Raw genomic sequence first — 19185 nt, forward strand, 5'->3', positions numbered from 1 at the left:
ATCAGGTGAACAGCATCCGGGTGTAGCCGGTCACCTTCACCGTCAGGGACACGCTCCTCGTCGTGAAGATGCGCAGCTTCCTGTCCTTGCCGAGAGGAGCTTTCACCGTGACCGTGGCGGTGCCCTTCGGCAGCGGGGTGGTCACGGAGCTGGCCAGCGGCGAGGAGCTCGCGCCGACCGAGAGGGTGCCCTTGCCCGTGCCGCCCTTCACCGTGATCGCGAGCGTGACGTCTTGCAGGCCGGGCAGGGCGGTGGCCGGCACGGCGCTGGTCCCGACGGTCCGGTACTGCTTGCGGTTGGCCGTGAAGGCGCCGGAGCGGATTGTGACGGCCTTCGCGAGCTTCGTCGCGGTCGGTGCGGGGGTCGGATCGAGGTCGATCTCCCCGTCGACCAGTTGCTGCTGGGTGACCGTCGGCACGTCGCTGCTCAGGAGTTGCCGCTGTCCGCCGTAGTGGATCGAGAACGCGCGCTGCTGGTCGGTCTCCACCTGCCAGGGGGTGGAGTCCATCCCCTTCGCCTTCACGTACTCGGCCAGGGCCACGGTGGTGTACGCCATCCGGAGCCCGAACGCGTCGGCGCCGAGGTCCGCCGCCTTGCGGACTCGCCCGTAGTCGACAACGGAGAGGTCGAGCGCGAGGACGTAGCTGTCCGGGGCGAGGGACCGGATCGTCGGGAGGGTCGTGTCCCAGAAGAAGGTCAGGAACGACGTCTGGGCCAGCAGGCCGTGGTCCTTCACCAGCCCGATCGCCTTCGTGGTCCACGCGCGACGTCCCTTGGCCGACTGGCCGGCGTAGCTCTTGACCTCCAGCATGAGTTCGACCTCGGGATGCCCGTCGAGGATGTCGGCCAGCTCGTCGAAGGTCGGGATCGGCACCACCTTGTCGCCGGCGAGGTTCGCGCAGCGGACCTCCTGCACCTCCGCGAGCGTCATGGTGTGGATCGCACGCCCCGTCGACGTGCACCGGGACGGGAGCGTCTCGTTGTGGCTCATCACGCCGTGGCCGTCCTTGGTGAACACGATGTCGGTCTCGATGGCGTCCACCCCGGCCGCGACGCTGCGGGTGTAGGCCTCCGCCGAGTTCTGCGGCCACTCCGCCCCGCCGGCGCGATGAGCCAGGACGCCGAAGGTGACACCTGCGGCGTTGGTGATCGGCTTCCCGTCGTTGCCGAGGGTGGTCGCGGGGCTCGTGGTGGCGGTCGCCACCGCGAGCAGTGTCGCCACGAGCATGGCCAGCGTCGCACGCATCGGGCGCAGTCGGGAGGTGGTCGGGGGCATCCGGCAGACCTTTCTGGGGCTCGCCGGCCCGCGGTGGCGCAGGTCGAGGAGTTCACGCCACCCTACGTCCCCGCACCGGCCGGCGGCACACGCGGGTCGGGTGTCGCCGTCAGGCCACGCCGAGGGCGGGCCCCGGAGTGAAGCCGGGGAAGACCTGGTCGAGGTTGCTGTTGCCCAGCCGCTTGCTGACGATCTCCGAGAGCGCCTGCCGGTAGTCGGTGGTGATCGGGACGTCACCGTCGGTGAGGTTGTCCGGGCTGAGGCTCGTCGGCATCGACCCGTACACGGTGCCGCCCTTGATGGAGCCGCCCATCAGGAACATCAGGTTGCCGTGCCCGTGGTCGCTGCCGCCGTCACCGTTCACCTCCGCGCGGCGGCCGAACTCGCTCATTGTGACCACCGTGACCGAGTTCCACCGGCTGCCGAGGTCGGTCCGGAACGCGGCCAGGCCCTTCGAGAAGTCGCGGGCGAGGGTGGAGAACGCGCCGTCGGCGTCCCCCGGCCTGCCGATGTTCTGGTGCATGTCCCAGCCGCCGTAGTCGATGCAGGCGACCTCCATGCCGAGGTCGGCCTTCGCGAGCCGGGCGATGTCCTTCAGCCCCTTGCCCCAGGTCGTGTCGGGGTAGCTGGCACCGTTGGCCGGCGCGTAGGCCTGGGAGCGGACGGTGCCGAGGCTCTGCACGGCCGTCAGGGTGGCCTGCGCCTGGGTGGCGAGGACGCCGCCCGCGTCCCCGTAGATCGCACCGAGGTCGGTGACGAGCCGGTCCCCGTCGTTCCAGGCCGACTCGAGCGTGAACGAGTCCACGCTCGACATCGCGATCGACTGGTAGGCGTTGGTGGTCAGCGAGAGCACCACCCGGTCGCCGATGGTGATGCCGCGGAAGGTGCCGGAGGCGGACGAGGAGGACGCGATGTGTCGTCCGATCCAGCCCGAGCGGACGTTCGCCTTCGCGGCGCGCTCGCACAGGTCCTGGTCCTCGAAGTGGGACCGCTGCACGTCGGGGTGGCCCGAGCCGACGACCACCGCGAGCTGGCCGTCGTTCCAGATGTCGTTGATGGCGGAGAAGTTGGGGTTCAGCACGTAGTCGGAACTCAGGGCCAGGCCGGTGGAGACCCTCGTGGTGCCGCGCAGGGTGCCGTAATAGCTGTCGTTGGGCAGCCCGAGCGCGGCCAGGCCGTCGAACCCGCCGCGCAGGAAGATGCAGACGAGCAGGTCCCCGCCGGTACCGGCGGCGAAGGAGTAGCGCGGCGCGGCGGACGCGGCCAGCAGCCCGCCGAGTCCGATCAGCGACCCGCGGAACAGGCCGCGCCGTCCGAGCCGGGGCCCGGTGGGAACGTGTTCCACGGTCGGGTCGTCCACCCGCCGGTTCGGACGCAGGGTGGCGACCAGGTCGTTGGCCTGCCGCGGCGTGACGACGCGGGTCTGCCCGTCGAGGGTGGCGAGCAGCCGGTTCTGCGACTCGTCGTGGTGGTGCAGCGGGGTGATCAGGTCCTCGTGCAGCAGAGCCTCGCCGCGGCGCAGGGACGGATCCAGGTCTCCGGGGGCCATCGGTGTCCTCTCAGCGGAGCATGAAGTAGGGGGAGGAGAAGATGAAGTGCAGCGCGGGACCGAGGTTGTACTTCACCTGGTCGGAGGAGAGTGTGGCCCCCGTCCCCGTCCCCTTCAGGCGGGCGACCACGATGTCGAGGTGCGCCTGCGTCCACGTGTAGCCCGTGAGGTCGGTGGTGAGGCGTTTCGCGACGTCGGCGACCACCTGGCCCTTCTTGACGCCGAGCGCCTTGGCCCAGGTCGAGGAGGCCGAGGGCCACTCGGCGTCGTTGCCCCAGTTGATCCGGGCGTTGGCCGAGTACCAGTGGCCGAGCAGGGCCTGGGTGGCCATCCAGTCGCTCGCCTGGTCGGGGTAGCCGTTCACAACCGGCCACATCCGCGGCTGGTGGTTCTCCAGGTAGAGCAGCCACTGGACGGTGCCGGTGATACCCCACACGTTCTCGGCCTGCGTGGTCGTGGTGTGGATAGTGGAGGGTTTGCGCACCTTCACCATGGTGGCCATGGTCTCCTGGGGACGCCGCCACTTCGCGCCGACGGAATCGGCGAACTCGTCGCTGTGCAGCAGGGCGCGCATGACGGCGGACAGCGAGGTGTCGTTCGCCAGGTACACCGCGGCGAGGTGGTCGAGCAGGGCGTCGGACGGGGTGTCGGACACGTAGCGGACGGCGAGCCGCTCCGCGATCCGCCGCGCCGTGCCCTCGTGGTGGGCGAGGTAGGACAGGTAGGCCTTCAGCGCGGCGGGCCCGTCGGCGGCCGTCGCGTTGGGGTGGGTGAACCCCATCACCGAGATCTTCCCGACGTAGTGGTCGCCGGGGTTGTAGCGGTACGTCCGCTTCGTCCAGTCCAGGCTGTGCCCCGTGAGCATCAGGGCGGACTGGCGCACGTCCTCCTCTTCGTAGTTCCCGACGCCGACGGTGTGCAGCTCGAGCAGCTCGCGTCCGAGGTTCTCGTTGGGACTGTCGGCGGAGTTGACCTGGTTGTCGAGGTAGATCAGCAGCGCGGGGTGCCGCACGGCCGCGTACAGCATGCTCGAGAACTTCCCGAGCGCGTACTTGCGCAGTACGGCCCAGTCGAACCAGGCGACGAACTCGCTGGCTTTGCCGTCCGCGGAGATGTAGAGCTGGTCGGCCATCGTGTCGACCATCGACTCGTACAGGTGCCGCTGGGTGAACACCTGCCGGATCGTCCGGGTGACGCTCATCGCCTTCCCGGCCTTCCACGCCTGCTTCTTCGACGCGACGTAGACCTCGTGGCCGGTCATCGTCGCGTAGCTCAGGTGCTTCTTGACGATCCCGTCGGCCTTGGTGTCGCTGATCTTCTTCCAGGCCAGCTGCTGGTCGATCCAGGCCGTCGTCCCCACCTTCGCGATCTTCTTCGCGAGGGCAGCGGTGGGCGCGGGCGACACGCGCCGGGCGAGGTGCCAGGCCGCCGAGGAGGTCAGGTCCAGTCCGCTGGCCAGGTCGGAGATCGTCGCCGGCAGGACGGGGGAGAGCGGCCGCACCGGTGGCGCGGCGAGGGCCCGGGCGGTGCCCAGCGAGGACAGGGCGACGCCGCCGGCGGCGGCGAGGCCGAGCGCCGCCCGACGTGAGGGCGCGGGGGGCAGCGCGCCGGTGTCGGCCGGGGGAGGCGAAGCTGTCGTCATCAGGCCACCTGGGGGGAGAAGTCGGCGTCCGTTCGGTGGCGCACACCCTAGAGGATGCGGGTGTCGCGGCGGGAGGGGCCCGACAGCCAGACGCTGCGGACGGGATCGCCGCGGCGGGTCCCTGTCGGAACGACGGGGGTGCTGTCTAGCATGCGCTCATGCTGAATCTCGAACTCTCCGACGGCGCCGCCGAGGCGATCGTCGCCGCTCCCGAGGCGGGCAGTGGACCCGGTGTGCTGATGTTCATGGACGCGTTCGGCCTGCGTCCGCGGATCGAGGAACTGGCGCAGCGTGTGGCCGGGTGGGGCTACGTGGTGCTGGCGCCGAACGTGTTACACCGCGAGGGAACCGTCGAGGAGCTCACGCCGGACGGCCCGCCCGACTGGCAGGCGATCGCCCCGCGCATGCAGCGGCTGACGACGCATCGCGCCGAGGCCGACATCGACTCCTACGTCGCGGCGCTCGAGGGTCTGCCCCAGGTCGCCGACGGCCCGATCGGCGTGGTCGGCTTCTGCATGGGCGGCCGGCTGGCCGTCCGGACCGCGAACCGGCACCCCGACGAGGTCGCGGCGTGCGCCGCACTGCACACCGGAGGGTTGGTGACCGCCGACGAGGACTCGCCGCACCTGGGGCTGGGCGCGGCGAGGGCCGCCTTCCTGTTCGGGCACGCGGACAACGACGGGTCGATGACCCCCGAGCAGGTGGAGACCCTCGGTGGGGTCCTGGACGCCGCGGGGCTCGAGGCGACCAACGTGATCGTCCCGGGGGCCGCCCACGGCTACACGATGTCGGACACGCCCGCCTGGAACGAGGAGGCGTTCGAGTGGGCCTTCGCCGAGCTCCACGAGCTGCTCGACCGCACGCTGCGCTGAGCGCTCCCGGCGTCCGCAGGGTCACCCGAACGGGGTCTGACCAGCCGATGTCCTCCTCGCCTAGATTCGACATGGCTCCTCCCGGGTGGGTCCGCCAACCTCCCGGGGGCACGTATCACGCCGACACGTTTGGAGGGGGCAGCCGGCTTGGTCGTGATCGCTGGAGGCGCCGCGGCCGGGTTTGCGCCGCGACGCCTCCGGCAGAGCCACCAGCGCCGCGGTGAATCGGTCTAGGCTCGTCGCCATGGCCCTCACGCGCGACGACATGATCCGGATCCTCGCGGAGGCCGACCCGGTCGGGCTGATCGAGGCGGGGGGCCCGCCGGACGAGTACGCGGCGGAGGCCGACGAGATCCTCGCCCTCCAGGGCGTCCCGCAGCTCACCGAGATCACCGGCGTCTTCGCCGTCAGCTTCAGCGAGCCGGGGGCGTGCAGCAGGGAGACCGCCCGCTGGATCGCGGAGGAGATGGTGCGCAGGGCCGGCAGCTGACGGCGGGTGCGGGGCGCGGTCCGGTTCGGAGAATCCTCCTCAGAAGGCCGGGAACGTGCCCAGGAGGAGGGCGACGACGGCGAAGGCGAAGAAGGCGAGCACGAGCCAACGGCGTCGCGTCGTGTGGTGACCGTCCGGGGCGTCGCCGCGCGGCACGGCCGCGTCCGCCAGTTCGCGGGGAACCGGGCCGACCAGGGTGACCGGCTCGCTGTGACCGGGATCGATGTCGTCACGCTGGGGATCCTGGAGCGGGCCGCCGGGCGTCAACCAGCGCGCGGTGATCGGGTCGAACCGCTCGGCGGGCGGGGGCAGGACGCGGGCCATGGGACCAGCGTTGCACTCGCGGGCCCGGCGTGACGACGACTCGTAGACAACCGGCTGCGTCGCACCTCTCGGGCCACGTCCGTCCGTGCCAGCTGGTGGCGGTTATCAGCCCGCCGCGGCGGCCGCTGCCCGGTCCGTGCCAGTCGGTGGTGGTTGTGAAGGCGTCCGGAGGCCTCACAACCACCACCAACTGACACGCACTCATTGGCGGAGCCCGGTGACCCCTCATAACCACCGCGGCCTGACACGCTCCTCCCATGATCTACCAGAGCGCTGCCGCGGACCGGGACAAGGAGATTGCGCGGCGGATCTCGGAGCTGGCGACCGGCGCTGTCCGGGTCTGACGCTGCTTCAGGCGCCCGGGTTCAGGCTTGCCTCCGCGTCGGCGAACGTTCCGGCGAGCGCGGCCCGCCACGAGGCGAGGTCATTGGCGAGCGTTTCCCAGGTCAGCGCGCGGTCGATCTCGTCGTATTGATGAATGAGCCAGTTGCGGTTGGCGATGGCGTCCGTCCAGAGCACACCCTCGGGTGGCTCGACGTTCGCCCGAGCGAGGCGACCGGCCGCCTCGCCGAGTTTCATCATGAGGGAGTCCCCGGCCTCTTGCAGCAACGGGTTGTCCTGATACGCGTCCCGGCCGTGGTCGACGATGTCGCCGGCGCGTTTGAGCCAGTCGCGAATGTGCAGGAACTCCTTGGCGATCTTCCGGTCCATCACAGGAGCACCGCCTCTCGTCGGATGTCGTCGTCCAGCCCGGCCTTGAGTCCGCCGTACGTGACGAGGTCGACGGGACGGCCGAGGATCTGCTCGAAGGTTCCGAGAAGAGCGAGCAGCTCCTTGATCGCGGCGCCGGGAGGGGCATCGACCAGGAGATCGATGTCGGAGTCGTCTCGTGCGTCGCCTCGGGCAACCGATCCGAAGACCGCCAGGCGCTCGAACCCCCGAGCTCGTGCGACGTCCACCAGGACCGGTGCCGCGGCCCTCACCAAGGCTTCCGGATGCACCTTGGTCAGGTCTCGGGATGCCTTGAGTTGCTGGCTCACGGCCGGCTGGCTGATCCCGAGCTTCGAGGCCACGTCGCGTTGACTCGAACCCGTGGCGAGCAGGGCGCGCAGGGCCAGCATCCTTCGCAACCGCGAGGTCTCCTCGTGGGCCCGCGCGTCGCGGTACTCGGCGACCAGACTCATAAGGACATCTTATCACCGCGCGCCACCTCGGGTGGCTCGCGTCCTGCGGCCCCCGGTTGCGCGTCGGGTCAGGGGACGGTGAGTGGATCGGCGGTGCGGGTTACTGCTGTGTGGTTGGCGCGGTCTCCGGTGACGGTGAGGCTGATCTGGTGGGTCCTGTCGGTGTCGGTGAGTTGGTAGGTGCTCCGGGTCGCGCCGGCGATGGCGATTCCGTCGCGGAGCCACTGGTGGCGGAAGGTGATCGTGCCGGGTCCCCAGGCGCCCCGGTCGACCCCGAGGGTCTGGCCCACATCGGGGGTGCCGGTGATGGTCGGCTGGCTGGAGTGGACGGCGCCCTGGGTGATGGCAACGGTGCGCCTGGACGTCTCGGACTCGGTGTGGATCCCAGCCGCGTGGCCGGTGACCCGCACCGAGAGGTGCTTGCCGCGGTCGCGGGCGGTGGGTGTGTAGGTCGGCTTGGTGGCGCCGGTGATGGGGTTTCCGTTGCGGAGCCAGCGGTAGGTGAAGCGTTCCGGGGTGATCTGCCAGGGGTCCATCTGGATGGACAGCTGCTGCCCGGTCTGGGTTGTGCCGACGATCTTGGGTCGGTGGGTCCAGAACCAGCCCCGGATCACCCTGTCCGACCAAGGCGTCCAGCGGGTGATGGAGATGTAGCCGTCCTTGACGCCGGTGACCTGAGCCCTGATCCGTTTGCCGAGGTCCTTCGCCACCGGGATGTAGCCCCAGTCGTTGGCTCCGGGGACCACCTTGCCGTTGACGTACCACTGGTACTCGTAGTGGTCGACCGCGGGCGTCCAGGGCTTGGCGTACACAGCTGTGGTGTAACTGACCACGGCGCGACCGGACAACCTTGGTGGGGGGATGGTGGTGAAGGCGGCGTCGGGCCCTGCCCTCTGGATCAGCGTCCCGCTGAACGCCGAGGAACCGTTGGCCTGGGTGAATCCGACGGTGTGGGTGCCGGAGGTGGCGTAGGCGACCTGCCCGTCGGCATAGGTGGTGTTCGCATCCAGGCTCAGCGCGGGCAGGTCGCCACCGAATCCCCGGATGGTGAGGTCGGTCGGGGTGGCGACGGTGGCGACCTCGGTCGCGGTGACCTGCTGTCCGTTGGCGGTGACCGTCGTGGTGGCCGTATCGAACGCGGACACGTCGGAGATCTTGTTGTTGCTGAGCGTCATCGACGTGAGGTGCGGGCTCTGCGCGAGGACGGACACGTCCGTCAGTGCGTTGTTGCGGAGGTCGGCCGTTCGCAGGGCGGTCGCGCCGGTGAGGCCGTGAATGTCGCTGAGCCCGTTGGAGGCGAGTTCGAGCTGGTCAAGGTCCTGCAGGGCGGTGAAGGCGGGCAGGGCATGCACCTGGTTGCTCGATGCGTGCAGCTCGGTCAGTGGGGCGCCGGTGAGGGGGCCGAGGTCGCTGATCCGGTTGTTGGTGAGCCACACCGCCGCCAACGAGGGCAGCCCGGCCAGCGCGGTGAGGTCGGTGAGCTGGTTGTTGGTGGCGCGCAGCGTGGCCAGGGCGGGCAGGTCGGCCAGTCCGTCGGTGCTGGCCAGCTCGTTGTTGATCAGGTCGACCTCGGTGAGCGTGGGCAGGCCGGAGACGCCATCGAGCGTGGTCAGCTGGTTGTCGTTCAGGTTCAGCGAACTGAGCCTGGGAAGCCGTTCATAGGTTCCGGGGTTGGTGAGCGTGTTGGTCCGCGCGTCCACGGTGGCCAGGGCGGGGAGGTCGGTCAGCCGCAGATTGGTCAACTTGTTAGAGCTTAGGTTCAGGGTCTGAAGTGCGGGTAGGCCGGACAGCGCGACATCGGTCAGGTGGTTGTTGGAGGCGTCGAGCGTGGTGAGGCTCGGCGGCGTCCCGATGATGAGGCTGGTGAGCTGGTCGTGCACCACGGTGATGCTCGACAGCGACGTCATTCCGCTGAGGTCGGGCAGTCCGCTGAGCCGGCTGTCCCGGATCACGAGCGTGGCCAGGCCGGTCAGGCCGCACAGTGGTGTCAGGTCGGCGGTGGTGTTGTAGATCTCCAGTTCGGCCATCCTGGACAGCGCCGAGAGCGGGTCCAGGTCGGTCGCGGCGGGAGTGATCAACCACAGGTGGGTCAGCCCGTTCAGATCCGACAGGGTGGAGAGGTCGGTCAGGTTCTTTCCACCGAGGTAGAGGGTGTCGAGGTTCGGCGCGTGGCCGAGGTGGAGCTCGGTGAGGGTGTCGTCGTACAGGGCCAGCTTGGTGAGGCTGGTCAGGTCCGACATCCACGAGAAGTCGGTGGTGCCGGTCGTGCCCAGGCTGAGTTCGGTGAGCGCGGTCAGCCGGGCGACCGGGCCGAGATCCACTGACATGCCGCCCAGATGCAGCTTGCGGAGGGACGGCAGGTCGGTGAGGAAACCGAGGTCGTCGAGCAGGTGGCCGCTCAGGCTCAGTTCCGTCAGCCCGCTCAGACCGCGCAGCGGTGCGGGGTCCACCGTCGGGCCGCCGGAGATCAACAGCACCTGCAAGTCGGCAAGACCTGCCAGCGGCGACAGGTCCGTGATCTCCTCCATCGAGAATGAGACTGTCCGGGCGCCCGTGAGGTGCTCGGCCCCGGTGAGGTCGCGGATCGGTTCCTCACCAGAATTGTTCCAGCAGGCCACCTCGTCCAGCGAGGCGAGCCGGCTATCGGTGAGCGGAACCTCGCCCGCACCGAGCTCCCTGATCAAGCAGGCGCGGAACGCCGCGTCCGGCACATTGACGATCGCGTCAGCCCGGGCCGGCAGCGGCCCCAACCCGACCAACGCCAGCGAACACAGCGCCACCAACGGCACACGCACCCTCACCACAACCCCCTGCGCAACCCAACCCCATGAATGCATCCGGCCACCGAGCATGGACGACGGATCCGGTCTCGGCCTCATCTTCCCGGATCGGACGCCCCCGCGAAGTGGGGCACGTCGGGACGATGGCCAAGTGGCCATCCTGACGCTCAGAGACTGTCCAAGTGGGCAAGCCGATCGCTCGAACCCGGCGACTGGACGACTTCATCAGGGCACTCGCGTCTGCGTGGAGCGGGCCCAGCTCAGCCGCTGGTTGACAGCATCCCGAGCTGGTGTGCCTGCGCCACCACCCTGGTGCGGGTGGGTGCATCGAGTTTGCGCATCAGCTCGGCCACGTCGGCCTTCACTGTTGAGGGGGATACGTAGAGCCGGGCGGCGATCTGCCGGTTGGTCAGGCCGAGGTCGAGCATCTGGAGGACCTGCTGCTCACGCGGGGTGAGTTTCGGCCTGGATCGGCGCGATCTACCGGCGGCCCAGCGCTGCAGGGTGCCCGGCGGGACAACGCTCATGCCGTCGTTGACCGCTCGGATCGCATGCAGGAGCGCGTGGGGCCGGGTGCTCTTCAGTAGGTAACCGCTGGCTCCCGCGGCGAGCATGTCCACGATGGTGTCGATGTCGTCGAAGGAGGTCAGCGCCAGGACCCGCGTGGTCGATGTGGCGCGGGTGATCTCGCGGGTCGCATCGATGCCGCTCATCCTGTCCATCCGCACGTCCATCAGGACGACGTCGGGGGTGTGCTCCTTCACCAGGTGCAGGCTCTGGAGGCCGTCGGTGCAGGAGCCGACGAGGGTCATGTCGTCGGTCGTTCGGAGGTAATCGGCCAGGGATTCTCGCACGAAGAGGTCGTCGTCGACGATCAGTACCCGGACGCTCACTGGGTTGCCTCGAGCTCGCGTGCCGCGTGCCCTGGCAGGGGCAGGCTCACCCGGGTCAGCCACCCGCTGTCCGCGCGGCTGGCCTCGACCTGGCCACCGGCGGCACCGATGCGTTGCCGCATCCCCCAAAGCCCCATTGGAACACGCCCTTCGCGGTCGAACCGCACGGTCCTGCAGTTGTTGGCGATCTTGAGCACGACCTCACCCTTGCCCACCTCGGCCGACACCGTGCACGGTCCGTGCTGATCACCGTGCTTGATCACGTTGCTCAGGGCTTCCTCGGCGGCCGCCGCCAAGAGTTGGGCGGTCGCAGGAGGAATGCCGTCCAGGTCGCCAGCGACGTTCACCGTGGGCTGGAAGCCGTGCCGGGCCAGCTCGGTCTCCGCGGACGAGAGCACCTCGCGAAATGCCCGCGCAGGCGGGGCGACCTCTCTGGTGTCGTCGGGGCTGCGCAGGACCTCAATGATGTCGCGAAGATAGCCGATCGATTCCGTCGCGGTTCGTGAGACGAACGACAGGTCCTCCTCGGTTGCCTCACCATGCAACTGGACCCGTTCCGTGGCCATCACCAAAGCGGTGAGCGACCGTGCAACCGTGTCGTGCAACTCCAGCGCGGTGCGCTGGCGCTGCAGCAGGGTTTCGGCGAGAAGCGCCTCGCGTTGTGCGCGGGTGACGGTCACGAACGCGTTCCCGATTAGCCACAAAACCCCCATGAAGGTCGCATAGAAGAGTGCCCCGAGCGTCGCGCTGAGCAGGCTCGGCGCGTTCTGAATCGCCAGACCGAACAGGATGACCAAGTAGGCGATCGACTCGATCAGCCGCAGCCGGGTCGCGTCCCGCATACCCGAGCCCAGGATCGGAATCAGCAACGCGTACTCGCCCATCGTCGCCCAGCCCGCCGGGATGAACAGATAGACCGCCAACACCGCCCCGAGGGCAGCGCCGGAAGCCCTCGGCCACCGGCCCGTCGTCGCCGCAACCGCACACGCGACCAGGTCCAGCGCCAACGGTGGCCACGGGCGCCCAGTGGCAGCATCGAGCGTGATCGTGAGCACCGCCAACAACACGGCGAGGACGATCTCAATTCGCCCAGGCTCGACCAGCCGTCGCATCAGATCACCGGAGCCGGCCCGGGTTCGGGGGATATGCACGTGCGCCTCACAGCAGGGGATGAGCTTTCATGGAAGACCGTAATAGAAACGCGGCCGAAGCGCCGCAGGATCCGCTGTGTGCACCGGAGCCTGTTCGGATGTCATCAACGAGACTCTTCGGTGCAACCTGGCGGTAGGGCCCACCCTCAGCATGCTGCTGGTCTTGGCGGAGCAATGGACGGGCTGGCGCGCTAGGCCATCGTGTTCCAGACAAAGCGTCTGAACTCAGCGCGGCAGAACCGGATGTTCAGCGCCCCACTCGTTGGTAGGGATTTCTCACGGTGTTCGGGCGCGTGTGGGACGCTTCCTGCTGTGGTCGAGTGGTTGCGGCGTAGGTTCCGGCGGTGGTTCGGCGACGATGAGGCTCCGGATTACGATCTGCCGGACCCAGACTTGGCAGCCTACGATCACGGTTTGGGTGAGCTCCGCCTCGATGGCGAGTTGAAGGGCTATCTGGCCAGTGTGAGAGTGAGGATGTGGTTCCCCGCTCGGCAGTGGTGGCCGTGGTTCGTGATCGTCTGGGCTGACGGAGGGAAGGACCGCGCCTTCGAGGACTACGGTCCCAAGTGGTACACCGTTCGTGAACTCGACGCTGGCTATTTCGAGCACTACCCAGACAGTGGCGAGGCCGAGGTGTACGAGTTCAGTTGGCTTGCGCCCGACGAGGCGGGCGCCAGGTGGACAGAACTCGGCTTGACTGAGGACGACTTCTGACCAGCCTGCCGCGTCGCGGCGTGCTCGGGGGCCGAAGCCCTCGCACACCGCGGCATGTGCGTGCATGGGCCTCGCGGTCCAGAATGCTTGTGTGATCGTGCCGCCTGGGGAGTACAGAGCTTTCCTCGACGCCGCCGGGGTGTTGTGCGGGTTGATCGAGTCGGTCGCTGAGCCGTCGGTGGCTGAGCGGCCATCGGTGAATCGGGTTCGGGTCGCGGTCGCCGAGGTCTTGGCGGCGGGGTGGCGGCCGCCGGCGGTCGAGCCCGCTACGGGCGAGTTCGAGGTTCCCGAGATTTCGCACGCGGAGTGGCGCCGGGTGTTCGCAGTGGTGCAGGAATGGATCGGGGAATCGGAGTACTACTCGACGAACCAGGTCCTTCGGGGCCGCGGCACTCGGACAGTGACGGTGGGCTCGGTTGCCGATGATTTGGCCGACATCTGGCGCGATCTACGGAGCTCTCTGGAGGCAGAGCGGCATGACATGTCGTGGCGGGACGCGGTCTGGCAGGCCCGGTTCGACCTGGAAACCCACTGGGGAACCCACGCCTTGGAGGTCCTGCGAGCGCTGCACAGCCTCTGACCGAACGCCGACCTACCCGGCGAGAGTCGCGTACCCACTCCGCGCGGCACGAGAGTTCGCTATCACGGCGCGGTCCGCGTGATAGGCGCGAGGGTCGCATACGCTGCAGTCGGCGGAGGAGAAGACAGTGCCGGTCTCGAAGGGCGATGGGCGGGCCCGACCCATCCGCTCACGAGCCCGGCAGTTCTGGGCGGGTATGGCAGTTGGCCTCGCCCCCGGACTCATTGATCTCGGCAATGCTCTCGGACTGTACCCATTCGTCCCGCTGCTCGGGATCGGCCTCATCCTGATCCTTGGCCTCGTCCTGTTGATCGTCGCGTCAACGAGACTCTTCGGCGCCGGCCTGACCGTCGGGTCCACCCTCAGCATGATGCTGGTCCTTCTTGGCGCAGCAATGAACTGGCTGGCGCACCCGACCATCGTCTTCTAGACAAGGCGTCCGAACTCAGCGCGGCAGATTCGGGCGGCGCTTTCCACCGACGCGGTTCGGGCCGCAGCCGGTCTGACATTATTCAGCGGTGGATTGTCTTGACCTTGCGATCCGGTCCTTCGCTGACATGAGCATGGAGCGGGCGCTTGCCGTCGCGCGGGTCTTCGACGAGTTTCCGAATCTGCGTCCGCGGCGTGTGGGCGGAGACCCGGCACGGATCAAGGTGAAGCCGTCGATGGAGGCCGTCGTCACGGCGGCAGGTCTGCCGATCGAGTGGCTGACGGTCCGTCGCAACGAGGGCGACGCGATGGAGCCAGGCGAGATCGACCTGTTGCCCGGTCGTGGGGGCTGGTCGGGTGAGCAGGAGGACGGTCGATGGACGTACTCCCTGAATGGCCACAGAATCGAGCAGAGCTGGCAGGCGAACACCGTTGCCGAGCCGGCTGACACCGCGGCTGTCGCCACCCTCTTCGAAGGACTGGTCGTGGCCATCGACGCCGCCTACGGATGCGTCACACCTAGGGTGTGGCGCCCGCGCCCGCTGTACACCTTGGCTGAGGCCATGTTGCCGGGCGTGTTCTGGTTGAACTACTTCGGTCCAGCCTTTGTCCGTGCTCATCCCGAACTCGCCACCCTTCTGGGCGCGCGGACGCTGCGGACGGGCGGAGTCCTGGTTCAGACCTCCGGCGAGCCGTGGCAACCCTACGAAGCGGGCACCCCTGCGTGGCAGTCGCCGCTGCGGACCGTCTTCGGCGACGGAGCGTTCGAGTGGGTGCGACCTAACCCAGCTTTGCCCACGATTGACCAGCATGTCAGGGCGTCCCCTGGAACGCAGGAGATGCCGTGGATCCCGTGGCTGGCAACCAGGGCCGCCGATGACCGGGCCCGGAAGCACGCGGCTGCACGCAAGCGGCTGGCCGCAGCCAGCCAGGGGTGGGCGCAACCGACTCTGGCGGACGACGCTGTCGAGTGGTCAACGTCCTTCGATCTGGACGACTGGCGAGCGTTCGCGAGATACCTGACCCGACAGCTGCGCGGGGACCTGATCACCACGATCGGTAGGGCCGTCATCTCGGTCATCACCACCGCGCCCGCAGAGCAGGAAGACAGCATCACCATGGATACCCAGCTCGGACCGATCCGTCTTGGCTGGTTCATCGACGACGAGAATGTAGTCGACCTCTACATCTGGGGCCCTCCCCAGGTGAGCGCTCTGTGCGACGCGTGGCCTGCCTGAAGAACACAATCGCACGACAGAGCAACACGCTCACATCGGCAGATCCGGACGTATCACGTGCATATGCCCGACGAGCGTGTGGAGGTTGCCTGCCGATGTGCCATCGTCCGACTCCGCCTGGGTCACTCCTGTCGACGGCAGAGCGCTTGCTACCCGCAAGAGATGAGGTCGTTCAGGCCGTCGGGGTTGCGGTGCGTCGGGATACCATCGGTTGCCCGAGGGAGGGCTAATTGCCCGTATGTTGCCCGAGGCCTCCGAATGTGCCTCTGACGAGGTGGAGCTAACGGGATTCGAACCCGTGGCCTCTTCCATGCCATGGAAGCGCGCTACCAACTGCGCCATAGCCCCGAACGTCCCTGAGGACGAGGCCATACTCTACCCAGCGCCGCCGGGGATGGGAAATCGGGCAACCTCACTCCTTCAAGGTCATCGTGACCTTGTAGGTCAGCCTGAGGAGCTTCTCCGTCTGGTTCTTGCACTTCTCCAACTGGTAGTACTTCGTCGAGCCGACGAGGCGGGCGATCTTGCCGTCCACGACCTTGTCGATCGTGAGGGTGCGAACGCTCCGCGCCGGGTTGTCGGTGCTGATCACCTTGCCCGTGTCGGTCCAGACGCACTCGCTGTCGAACCGGTCGTCCTGGGTCCAGCCGTCGGCGGTGCGGATCGTCGGCACCGACCGGTCGCCGATCTGCATCACCGTGCTGCACCCCGCCTGGTCACAGGTCGTGGTCACGGTGCGGACCTCCTTCGACTTCTCGCCGACCTTGATCCGCGGCACATTGGACTTGGTGAGCACCGTCACGTACACGTAGTCGCCGTTGAACCCCAGTTCCAGCGGCGTGGTCGGCGTCGGCGACGGCGTCACGCTCATCGTCGGGGACGCCGACGTGGTCAGGACCGGCGCGGTGAACGCCTCGGGCTCCTTGTCCTTCTGCGCGCCCGGATGGGCGATCGCGATCCCGATCCCGCCGATGACGATCCCTCCGACGACGACCGGGATCAGCGTGCGCAACCGGCTCCCGGTCTTGACCGCGTTGCCGATCACCCCCGTCCCGGTCGCCCCCGCGTCACCGCCGGCCAGGAATGCCGCGTTCCCCGACAGGCTCCCCGGCAGCGCACCGGCGCCCGCCTCGGCCGCCACCGTCGCTGTCGCCGTCGAGGCTGCCCCGACACCGACCGCGGACGCGACCGCGGCGCCGATGCCCTCCAGCGTCCACCACAACGGGCCGTACGCGCGCTCCGCCGCGTGCGACAACTCCGCCATGAAGGCGCCGGCGTCCCCGGGTCGAGCGGACGCATCCGCGTCCGTCGCCCTCGTGAGCACTGCACCCACCCCGCCGTCGACCGGACCCGCCTCGAGGAGCTCCGCGAACACCTTCGCCGCGGCGAACACGTCCGCCCGCGGGTCGGGGGCCGCCCCCGCGGCCACCTCCGGTGCCGCGTACTCGTCCGTCGCCGCCACCTCCGGGTCGGCCGCCCACGCGGCCGCGTCCACCAGCTTCGGCACCCCCTCCAGCGACAGCATGACGGTCGCCGGCGACACCAGTCCGTGCACGACCTCCGCCCCATGCAGCGAGGCCAGCCCGGTGAGCACCCCTCGCGCCACGCCCAGGGACTGTGCCGTCGACAGCGTGTGCTCCTGCGTCAGGGCGCCGAGCGAGACGCCCTCGACCCACTCCTCGACGAGCCATGAGCGGCCCTGGGCGTCGCGGACCGGCTCGTCGACCCGCGCCACGTTCTCCCCGGCGAGGTCGTGCACCCTGCCGAAGTCCGGACCTGTCTCCTCCGGATGGGTCGAGAGGTGGGCCAACTCTTTGAGCACCACCTCGTCGCCCCGGTCGGCCGTGGCCCTCCAACGCGCCCCGAACCGTCCCCCCGGCAACTGCTGACCCAGCGTGAATCCACCAATTTCCACAGCGCCCCCCGACACCCAGAACCGGCTGTGAGGATGCTATGGGCGTCCGAATCGCGCTGAGTATCGGCAATGCTGCTACCTGGCCTCAGGGAGCGTACGGCCCGGCCTGCGACCACCACGCGAACAATTCACCAAACGACAAGTCCGGGTCGGCCGCGGACGCCACGATGGACTGCTCGGGAGCGATCCACGCGAACACGCTGTAGGCGTTGGCGTCCCGATAACAGCGCAGCACGCCGAACGGGCTGCCCTCGGAACGCTCGTCCAGCGCCTCGCCCGGGTTCTGGGTACAGTCACCGGACTCCGCGGGGCTCCCGGCGTAGTAGCCGCGGAACGCCTCCTGTGCCGCCCCTGCGTCCCCGTACTGCAGGTAGAACGCGTAGCGCGGGCCCCCACCGGCGGCTGCCGGGGAGCACTGAACCGCGACGACGAGCCCGTTCGCGAGCGCAGCGTCCGTCGGAACCAGTCGCTTGCAGGTCCCGCGGAAGGACGCGGGCGCCCTGGCCTTGAGCGCACCGGTGGTCGTCGCCGGAGGCACCGGAGGCAGGGGAGTGGCGCTCGTCGACGTGGCGGTGACGGTGGGCCTCGGGGACGCGACGGTCGCCGGCACTGTCCTCGCGAACCACAGCCAGCCGCCCACGCCACAGGCCAGCGCCACCGCAACCCCGACGATGACGGGCAGTGTCGAACGGCGTCGGGCAGGGACGGAGAGCGCCGCCGGCGTGCGCGCCGGCGCGGCCGCGTCCTTGTCCCACCGGTCGGCGAACTCGGCGGGCGCGTCGGCCCCGGGCGGGACATCGTGGTGGGACGCGTGCTCGATGGCGGCGACGAGGTGGGCGAGGTCCGCCGTGAACGACTCGAAGCGCAGCGGCGTGGACTGACGGCTGACCAGGGGACGGAGGCTCTCCGGCAACGCTTCGGCCGCCGGCAGCACCGCGCCGTCCACCAGCACCGGGATCACCGGGACGTTCCTGGCCAGCGCGGTCGTGATCTCGGCCGCCACCCAGTCCTCGGGGTCGTCGATGCGTCGACGTCCGTCCGCATCGGTGACGGTCGCCCAGCGCTCACCGATGAACGCCAGCAGCACGTCGCAGCCACCGATGGCCCGACGCAGGTACTCGGTGAAGTCGACACCCGGCGGAATGGTGTCGATGTCCATGAACAGCTCGTACCGGTCGGCCAGCTTGTCCGCCGCCCGCCCCGCGACGTGCTGGGAGTCCGCGCGCCGGTAGCTCAGGAACACCCGCGCGCGCCCGGTCGCCGTCACCACGTGGGCGGCGGCAGGCCTCGCGCCGTGGCGCGTGGAACCCTTCGACGCTCGGCGTCACCCCCCATGCGGCACAGGCTAGGCAGCCGGGCAGGAGGGGCCCCATCCGCACAATTGACCCGCGGGGTCCGGATGATGCCTGGGCTCAGCCGGTCAGGCGGCGGGCGTGGCGGTCGAGGAAGATCCGGTGGACGGTGATCAACAGCGCCAGCCACGCAAGGCCGAACAGCCACGCGAACACCACGTCGGTCAGCCAGTGGTGCCCGAGGAAGACCCGGCTCAGCCCCATCGCCAGCGCCCAGAGCACGGCACCAAGGACCGCGCAGACACGCTGCCACGCACGATCGGCGAGCCACACCACCAGGTAGGCCAGCATGCCCGCGACCACCGTGCTGTTCAGCGTGTGGCCGGACGGGAACGAGAAGCTCTCCTCGAACGGCGGGACGGCGTCGACCAGCGGCGGACGGCTGCGTCCGACCCAGGCCTTGCCGACGATCGTGAACGTGATGCTCCCCGCGGCGGCCACCAGCATCAGCACAATGATCGTCCGCCGGCGGTAGGTCAGGTACAGCGCGCCCATCAGGACGAGCCCGATCACCACCATCGGCACGGTCGTCCCCAGCTGGGTGAACGCGGTGACCACGGTCTCCGAGAGCGGGGTGCGCAGCCGGATCATCGCGTCGAGGACGGGGCGGTCGAGGCCCGCGACGCCGTCATCGGCGGCCACAGCCTCGTAGACCGAGGCGCTGGCGAGGATCAGCAGGGCGAAGAGCATCCCACCGACCAGCCCGGTGAGGCCGATCGCTGTGCCCGTCCGCACCCTGACGCGGGAAGCCGGCGGCGTGGCGTCCCCTTCCGCCTCGGGCACCGGTCTGGCCATT

The 19185-nt window shown here is 69.0% G+C and carries 18 protein-coding genes and 1 tRNA gene; 6 read left to right on the forward strand and 13 right to left on the reverse strand.

What is annotated here, in order from left to right:
• Window position 1: 1 nt before the first annotated feature.
• The 3 genes from QM779_RS02085 to QM779_RS02095 form a co-directional block, all read right to left on the reverse strand.
• Window positions 2-1276 carry a glycerophosphodiester phosphodiesterase gene (locus QM779_RS02085; protein ID WP_428530873.1) on the reverse strand — a complete coding sequence of 425 codons (1275 nt, stop codon included), beginning with the start codon at window positions 1274-1276 and terminating at the stop codon, window positions 2-4.
• A 109-nt stretch (window positions 1277-1385) separates the two neighbouring features.
• Window positions 1386-2825 carry a DUF1501 domain-containing protein gene (locus QM779_RS02090; protein WP_428530876.1) on the reverse strand — a complete coding sequence of 480 codons (1440 nt, stop codon included), beginning with the start codon at window positions 2823-2825 and terminating at the stop codon, window positions 1386-1388.
• Window positions 2826-2835: 10 nt separating this feature from the next.
• Window positions 2836-4467, reverse strand: coding sequence for a DUF1800 domain-containing protein (locus tag QM779_RS02095; protein WP_428530879.1), 1632 nt, complete (start codon window positions 4465-4467; stop codon window positions 2836-2838).
• Between the two features lie 158 nt (window positions 4468-4625).
• Here QM779_RS02095 and QM779_RS02100 point away from each other — a divergent pair, with 158 nt between their 5' ends.
• Window positions 4626-5339: a dienelactone hydrolase family protein gene (locus QM779_RS02100; RefSeq protein WP_428530882.1), complete on the forward strand. Its 714-nt coding sequence runs from the start codon at window positions 4626-4628 to the stop codon at window positions 5337-5339.
• 244 nt (window positions 5340-5583) lie between these two features.
• Entirely contained in the window at window positions 5584-5829 is a 246-nt protein-coding gene (locus tag QM779_RS02105; RefSeq protein ID WP_428530885.1) for a hypothetical protein, read from the forward strand.
• Between the two features lie 39 nt (window positions 5830-5868).
• Here QM779_RS02105 and QM779_RS02110 read toward each other — a convergent pair whose 3' ends face one another.
• The 6 genes from QM779_RS02110 to QM779_RS02135 all read right to left on the reverse strand — a co-directional run bounded on the left by QM779_RS02110 (window position 5869) and on the right by QM779_RS02135 (window position 12122).
• Window positions 5869-6153: a hypothetical protein gene (locus QM779_RS02110; protein ID WP_428530888.1), complete on the reverse strand. Its 285-nt coding sequence runs from the start codon at window positions 6151-6153 to the stop codon at window positions 5869-5871.
• Between the two features lie 351 nt (window positions 6154-6504).
• Window positions 6505-6864, reverse strand: coding sequence for a HepT-like ribonuclease domain-containing protein (locus QM779_RS02115; RefSeq protein ID WP_428530891.1), 360 nt, complete (start codon window positions 6862-6864; stop codon window positions 6505-6507).
• Window positions 6864-7337: a nucleotidyltransferase domain-containing protein gene (locus QM779_RS02120; RefSeq protein WP_428530894.1), complete on the reverse strand. Its 474-nt coding sequence runs from the start codon at window positions 7335-7337 to the stop codon at window positions 6864-6866. The genes QM779_RS02115 and QM779_RS02120 overlap by 1 nt, the downstream gene beginning before the upstream one ends.
• 68 nt (window positions 7338-7405) lie before the next feature.
• On the reverse strand, window positions 7406-10138 hold the full coding sequence (locus tag QM779_RS02125; RefSeq protein ID WP_428530897.1) for a leucine-rich repeat domain-containing protein: 2733 nt from the start codon (window positions 10136-10138) through the stop codon (window positions 7406-7408).
• Window positions 10139-10377: 239 nt separating this feature from the next.
• Entirely contained in the window at window positions 10378-11010 is a 633-nt protein-coding gene (locus QM779_RS02130; protein ID WP_428530900.1) for a response regulator, read from the reverse strand.
• The gene (locus tag QM779_RS02135; RefSeq protein ID WP_428530903.1) at window positions 11007-12122 is read right to left on the reverse strand and encodes a sensor histidine kinase; all 1116 of its coding nucleotides are present in this window, start codon (window positions 12120-12122) and stop codon (window positions 11007-11009) included. Before QM779_RS02135 ends, QM779_RS02130 begins: the two co-directional genes overlap by 4 nt.
• A gap of 351 nt (window positions 12123-12473) precedes the next feature.
• On the opposite strand from QM779_RS02135, the gene QM779_RS02140 reads away from it, so the two are divergent.
• The 4 genes from QM779_RS02140 to QM779_RS02155 all read left to right on the forward strand — a co-directional run bounded on the left by QM779_RS02140 (window position 12474) and on the right by QM779_RS02155 (window position 15122).
• A complete protein-coding gene (locus QM779_RS02140; RefSeq protein WP_428530906.1) occupies window positions 12474-12875 on the forward strand; it encodes a hypothetical protein in 402 nt (133 codons plus the stop codon).
• A 91-nt stretch (window positions 12876-12966) separates the two neighbouring features.
• On the forward strand, window positions 12967-13455 hold the full coding sequence (locus QM779_RS02145; RefSeq protein WP_428530909.1) for a DUF5063 domain-containing protein: 489 nt from the start codon (window positions 12967-12969) through the stop codon (window positions 13453-13455).
• Window positions 13456-13582: 127 nt separating this feature from the next.
• Window positions 13583-13885: a hypothetical protein gene (locus tag QM779_RS02150; protein WP_428530912.1), complete on the forward strand. Its 303-nt coding sequence runs from the start codon at window positions 13583-13585 to the stop codon at window positions 13883-13885.
• 127 nt (window positions 13886-14012) lie between these two features.
• The gene (locus QM779_RS02155; protein WP_428530915.1) at window positions 14013-15122 is read left to right on the forward strand and encodes a hypothetical protein; all 1110 of its coding nucleotides are present in this window, start codon (window positions 14013-14015) and stop codon (window positions 15120-15122) included.
• A gap of 275 nt (window positions 15123-15397) precedes the next feature.
• Here QM779_RS02155 and QM779_RS02160 read toward each other — a convergent pair.
• From QM779_RS02160 to QM779_RS02175, 4 genes are all read right to left on the reverse strand, one after another.
• Window positions 15398-15470 (reverse strand) — tRNA-Ala (locus QM779_RS02160).
• A 64-nt stretch (window positions 15471-15534) separates the two neighbouring features.
• Entirely contained in the window at window positions 15535-17052 is a 1518-nt protein-coding gene (locus QM779_RS02165) for a protein kinase domain-containing protein (protein ID WP_428530918.1), read from the reverse strand.
• A gap of 70 nt (window positions 17053-17122) precedes the next feature.
• Complete coding sequence (locus QM779_RS02170) at window positions 17123-18280, reverse strand: toll/interleukin-1 receptor domain-containing protein (protein WP_428530921.1); 1158 nt, start codon at window positions 18278-18280, stop codon at window positions 17123-17125.
• A 169-nt stretch (window positions 18281-18449) separates the two neighbouring features.
• Window positions 18450-19184: a phosphatase PAP2 family protein gene (locus tag QM779_RS02175; protein ID WP_428530924.1), complete on the reverse strand. Its 735-nt coding sequence runs from the start codon at window positions 19182-19184 to the stop codon at window positions 18450-18452.
• Between the last annotated feature and the right edge of the window lies 1 nt (window position 19185).

Origin of the sequence: Propionicimonas sp., from assembly GCF_049840635.1 — a bacterium.
GTDB lineage: Bacteria > Actinomycetota > Actinomycetes > Propionibacteriales > Propionibacteriaceae > Propionicimonas.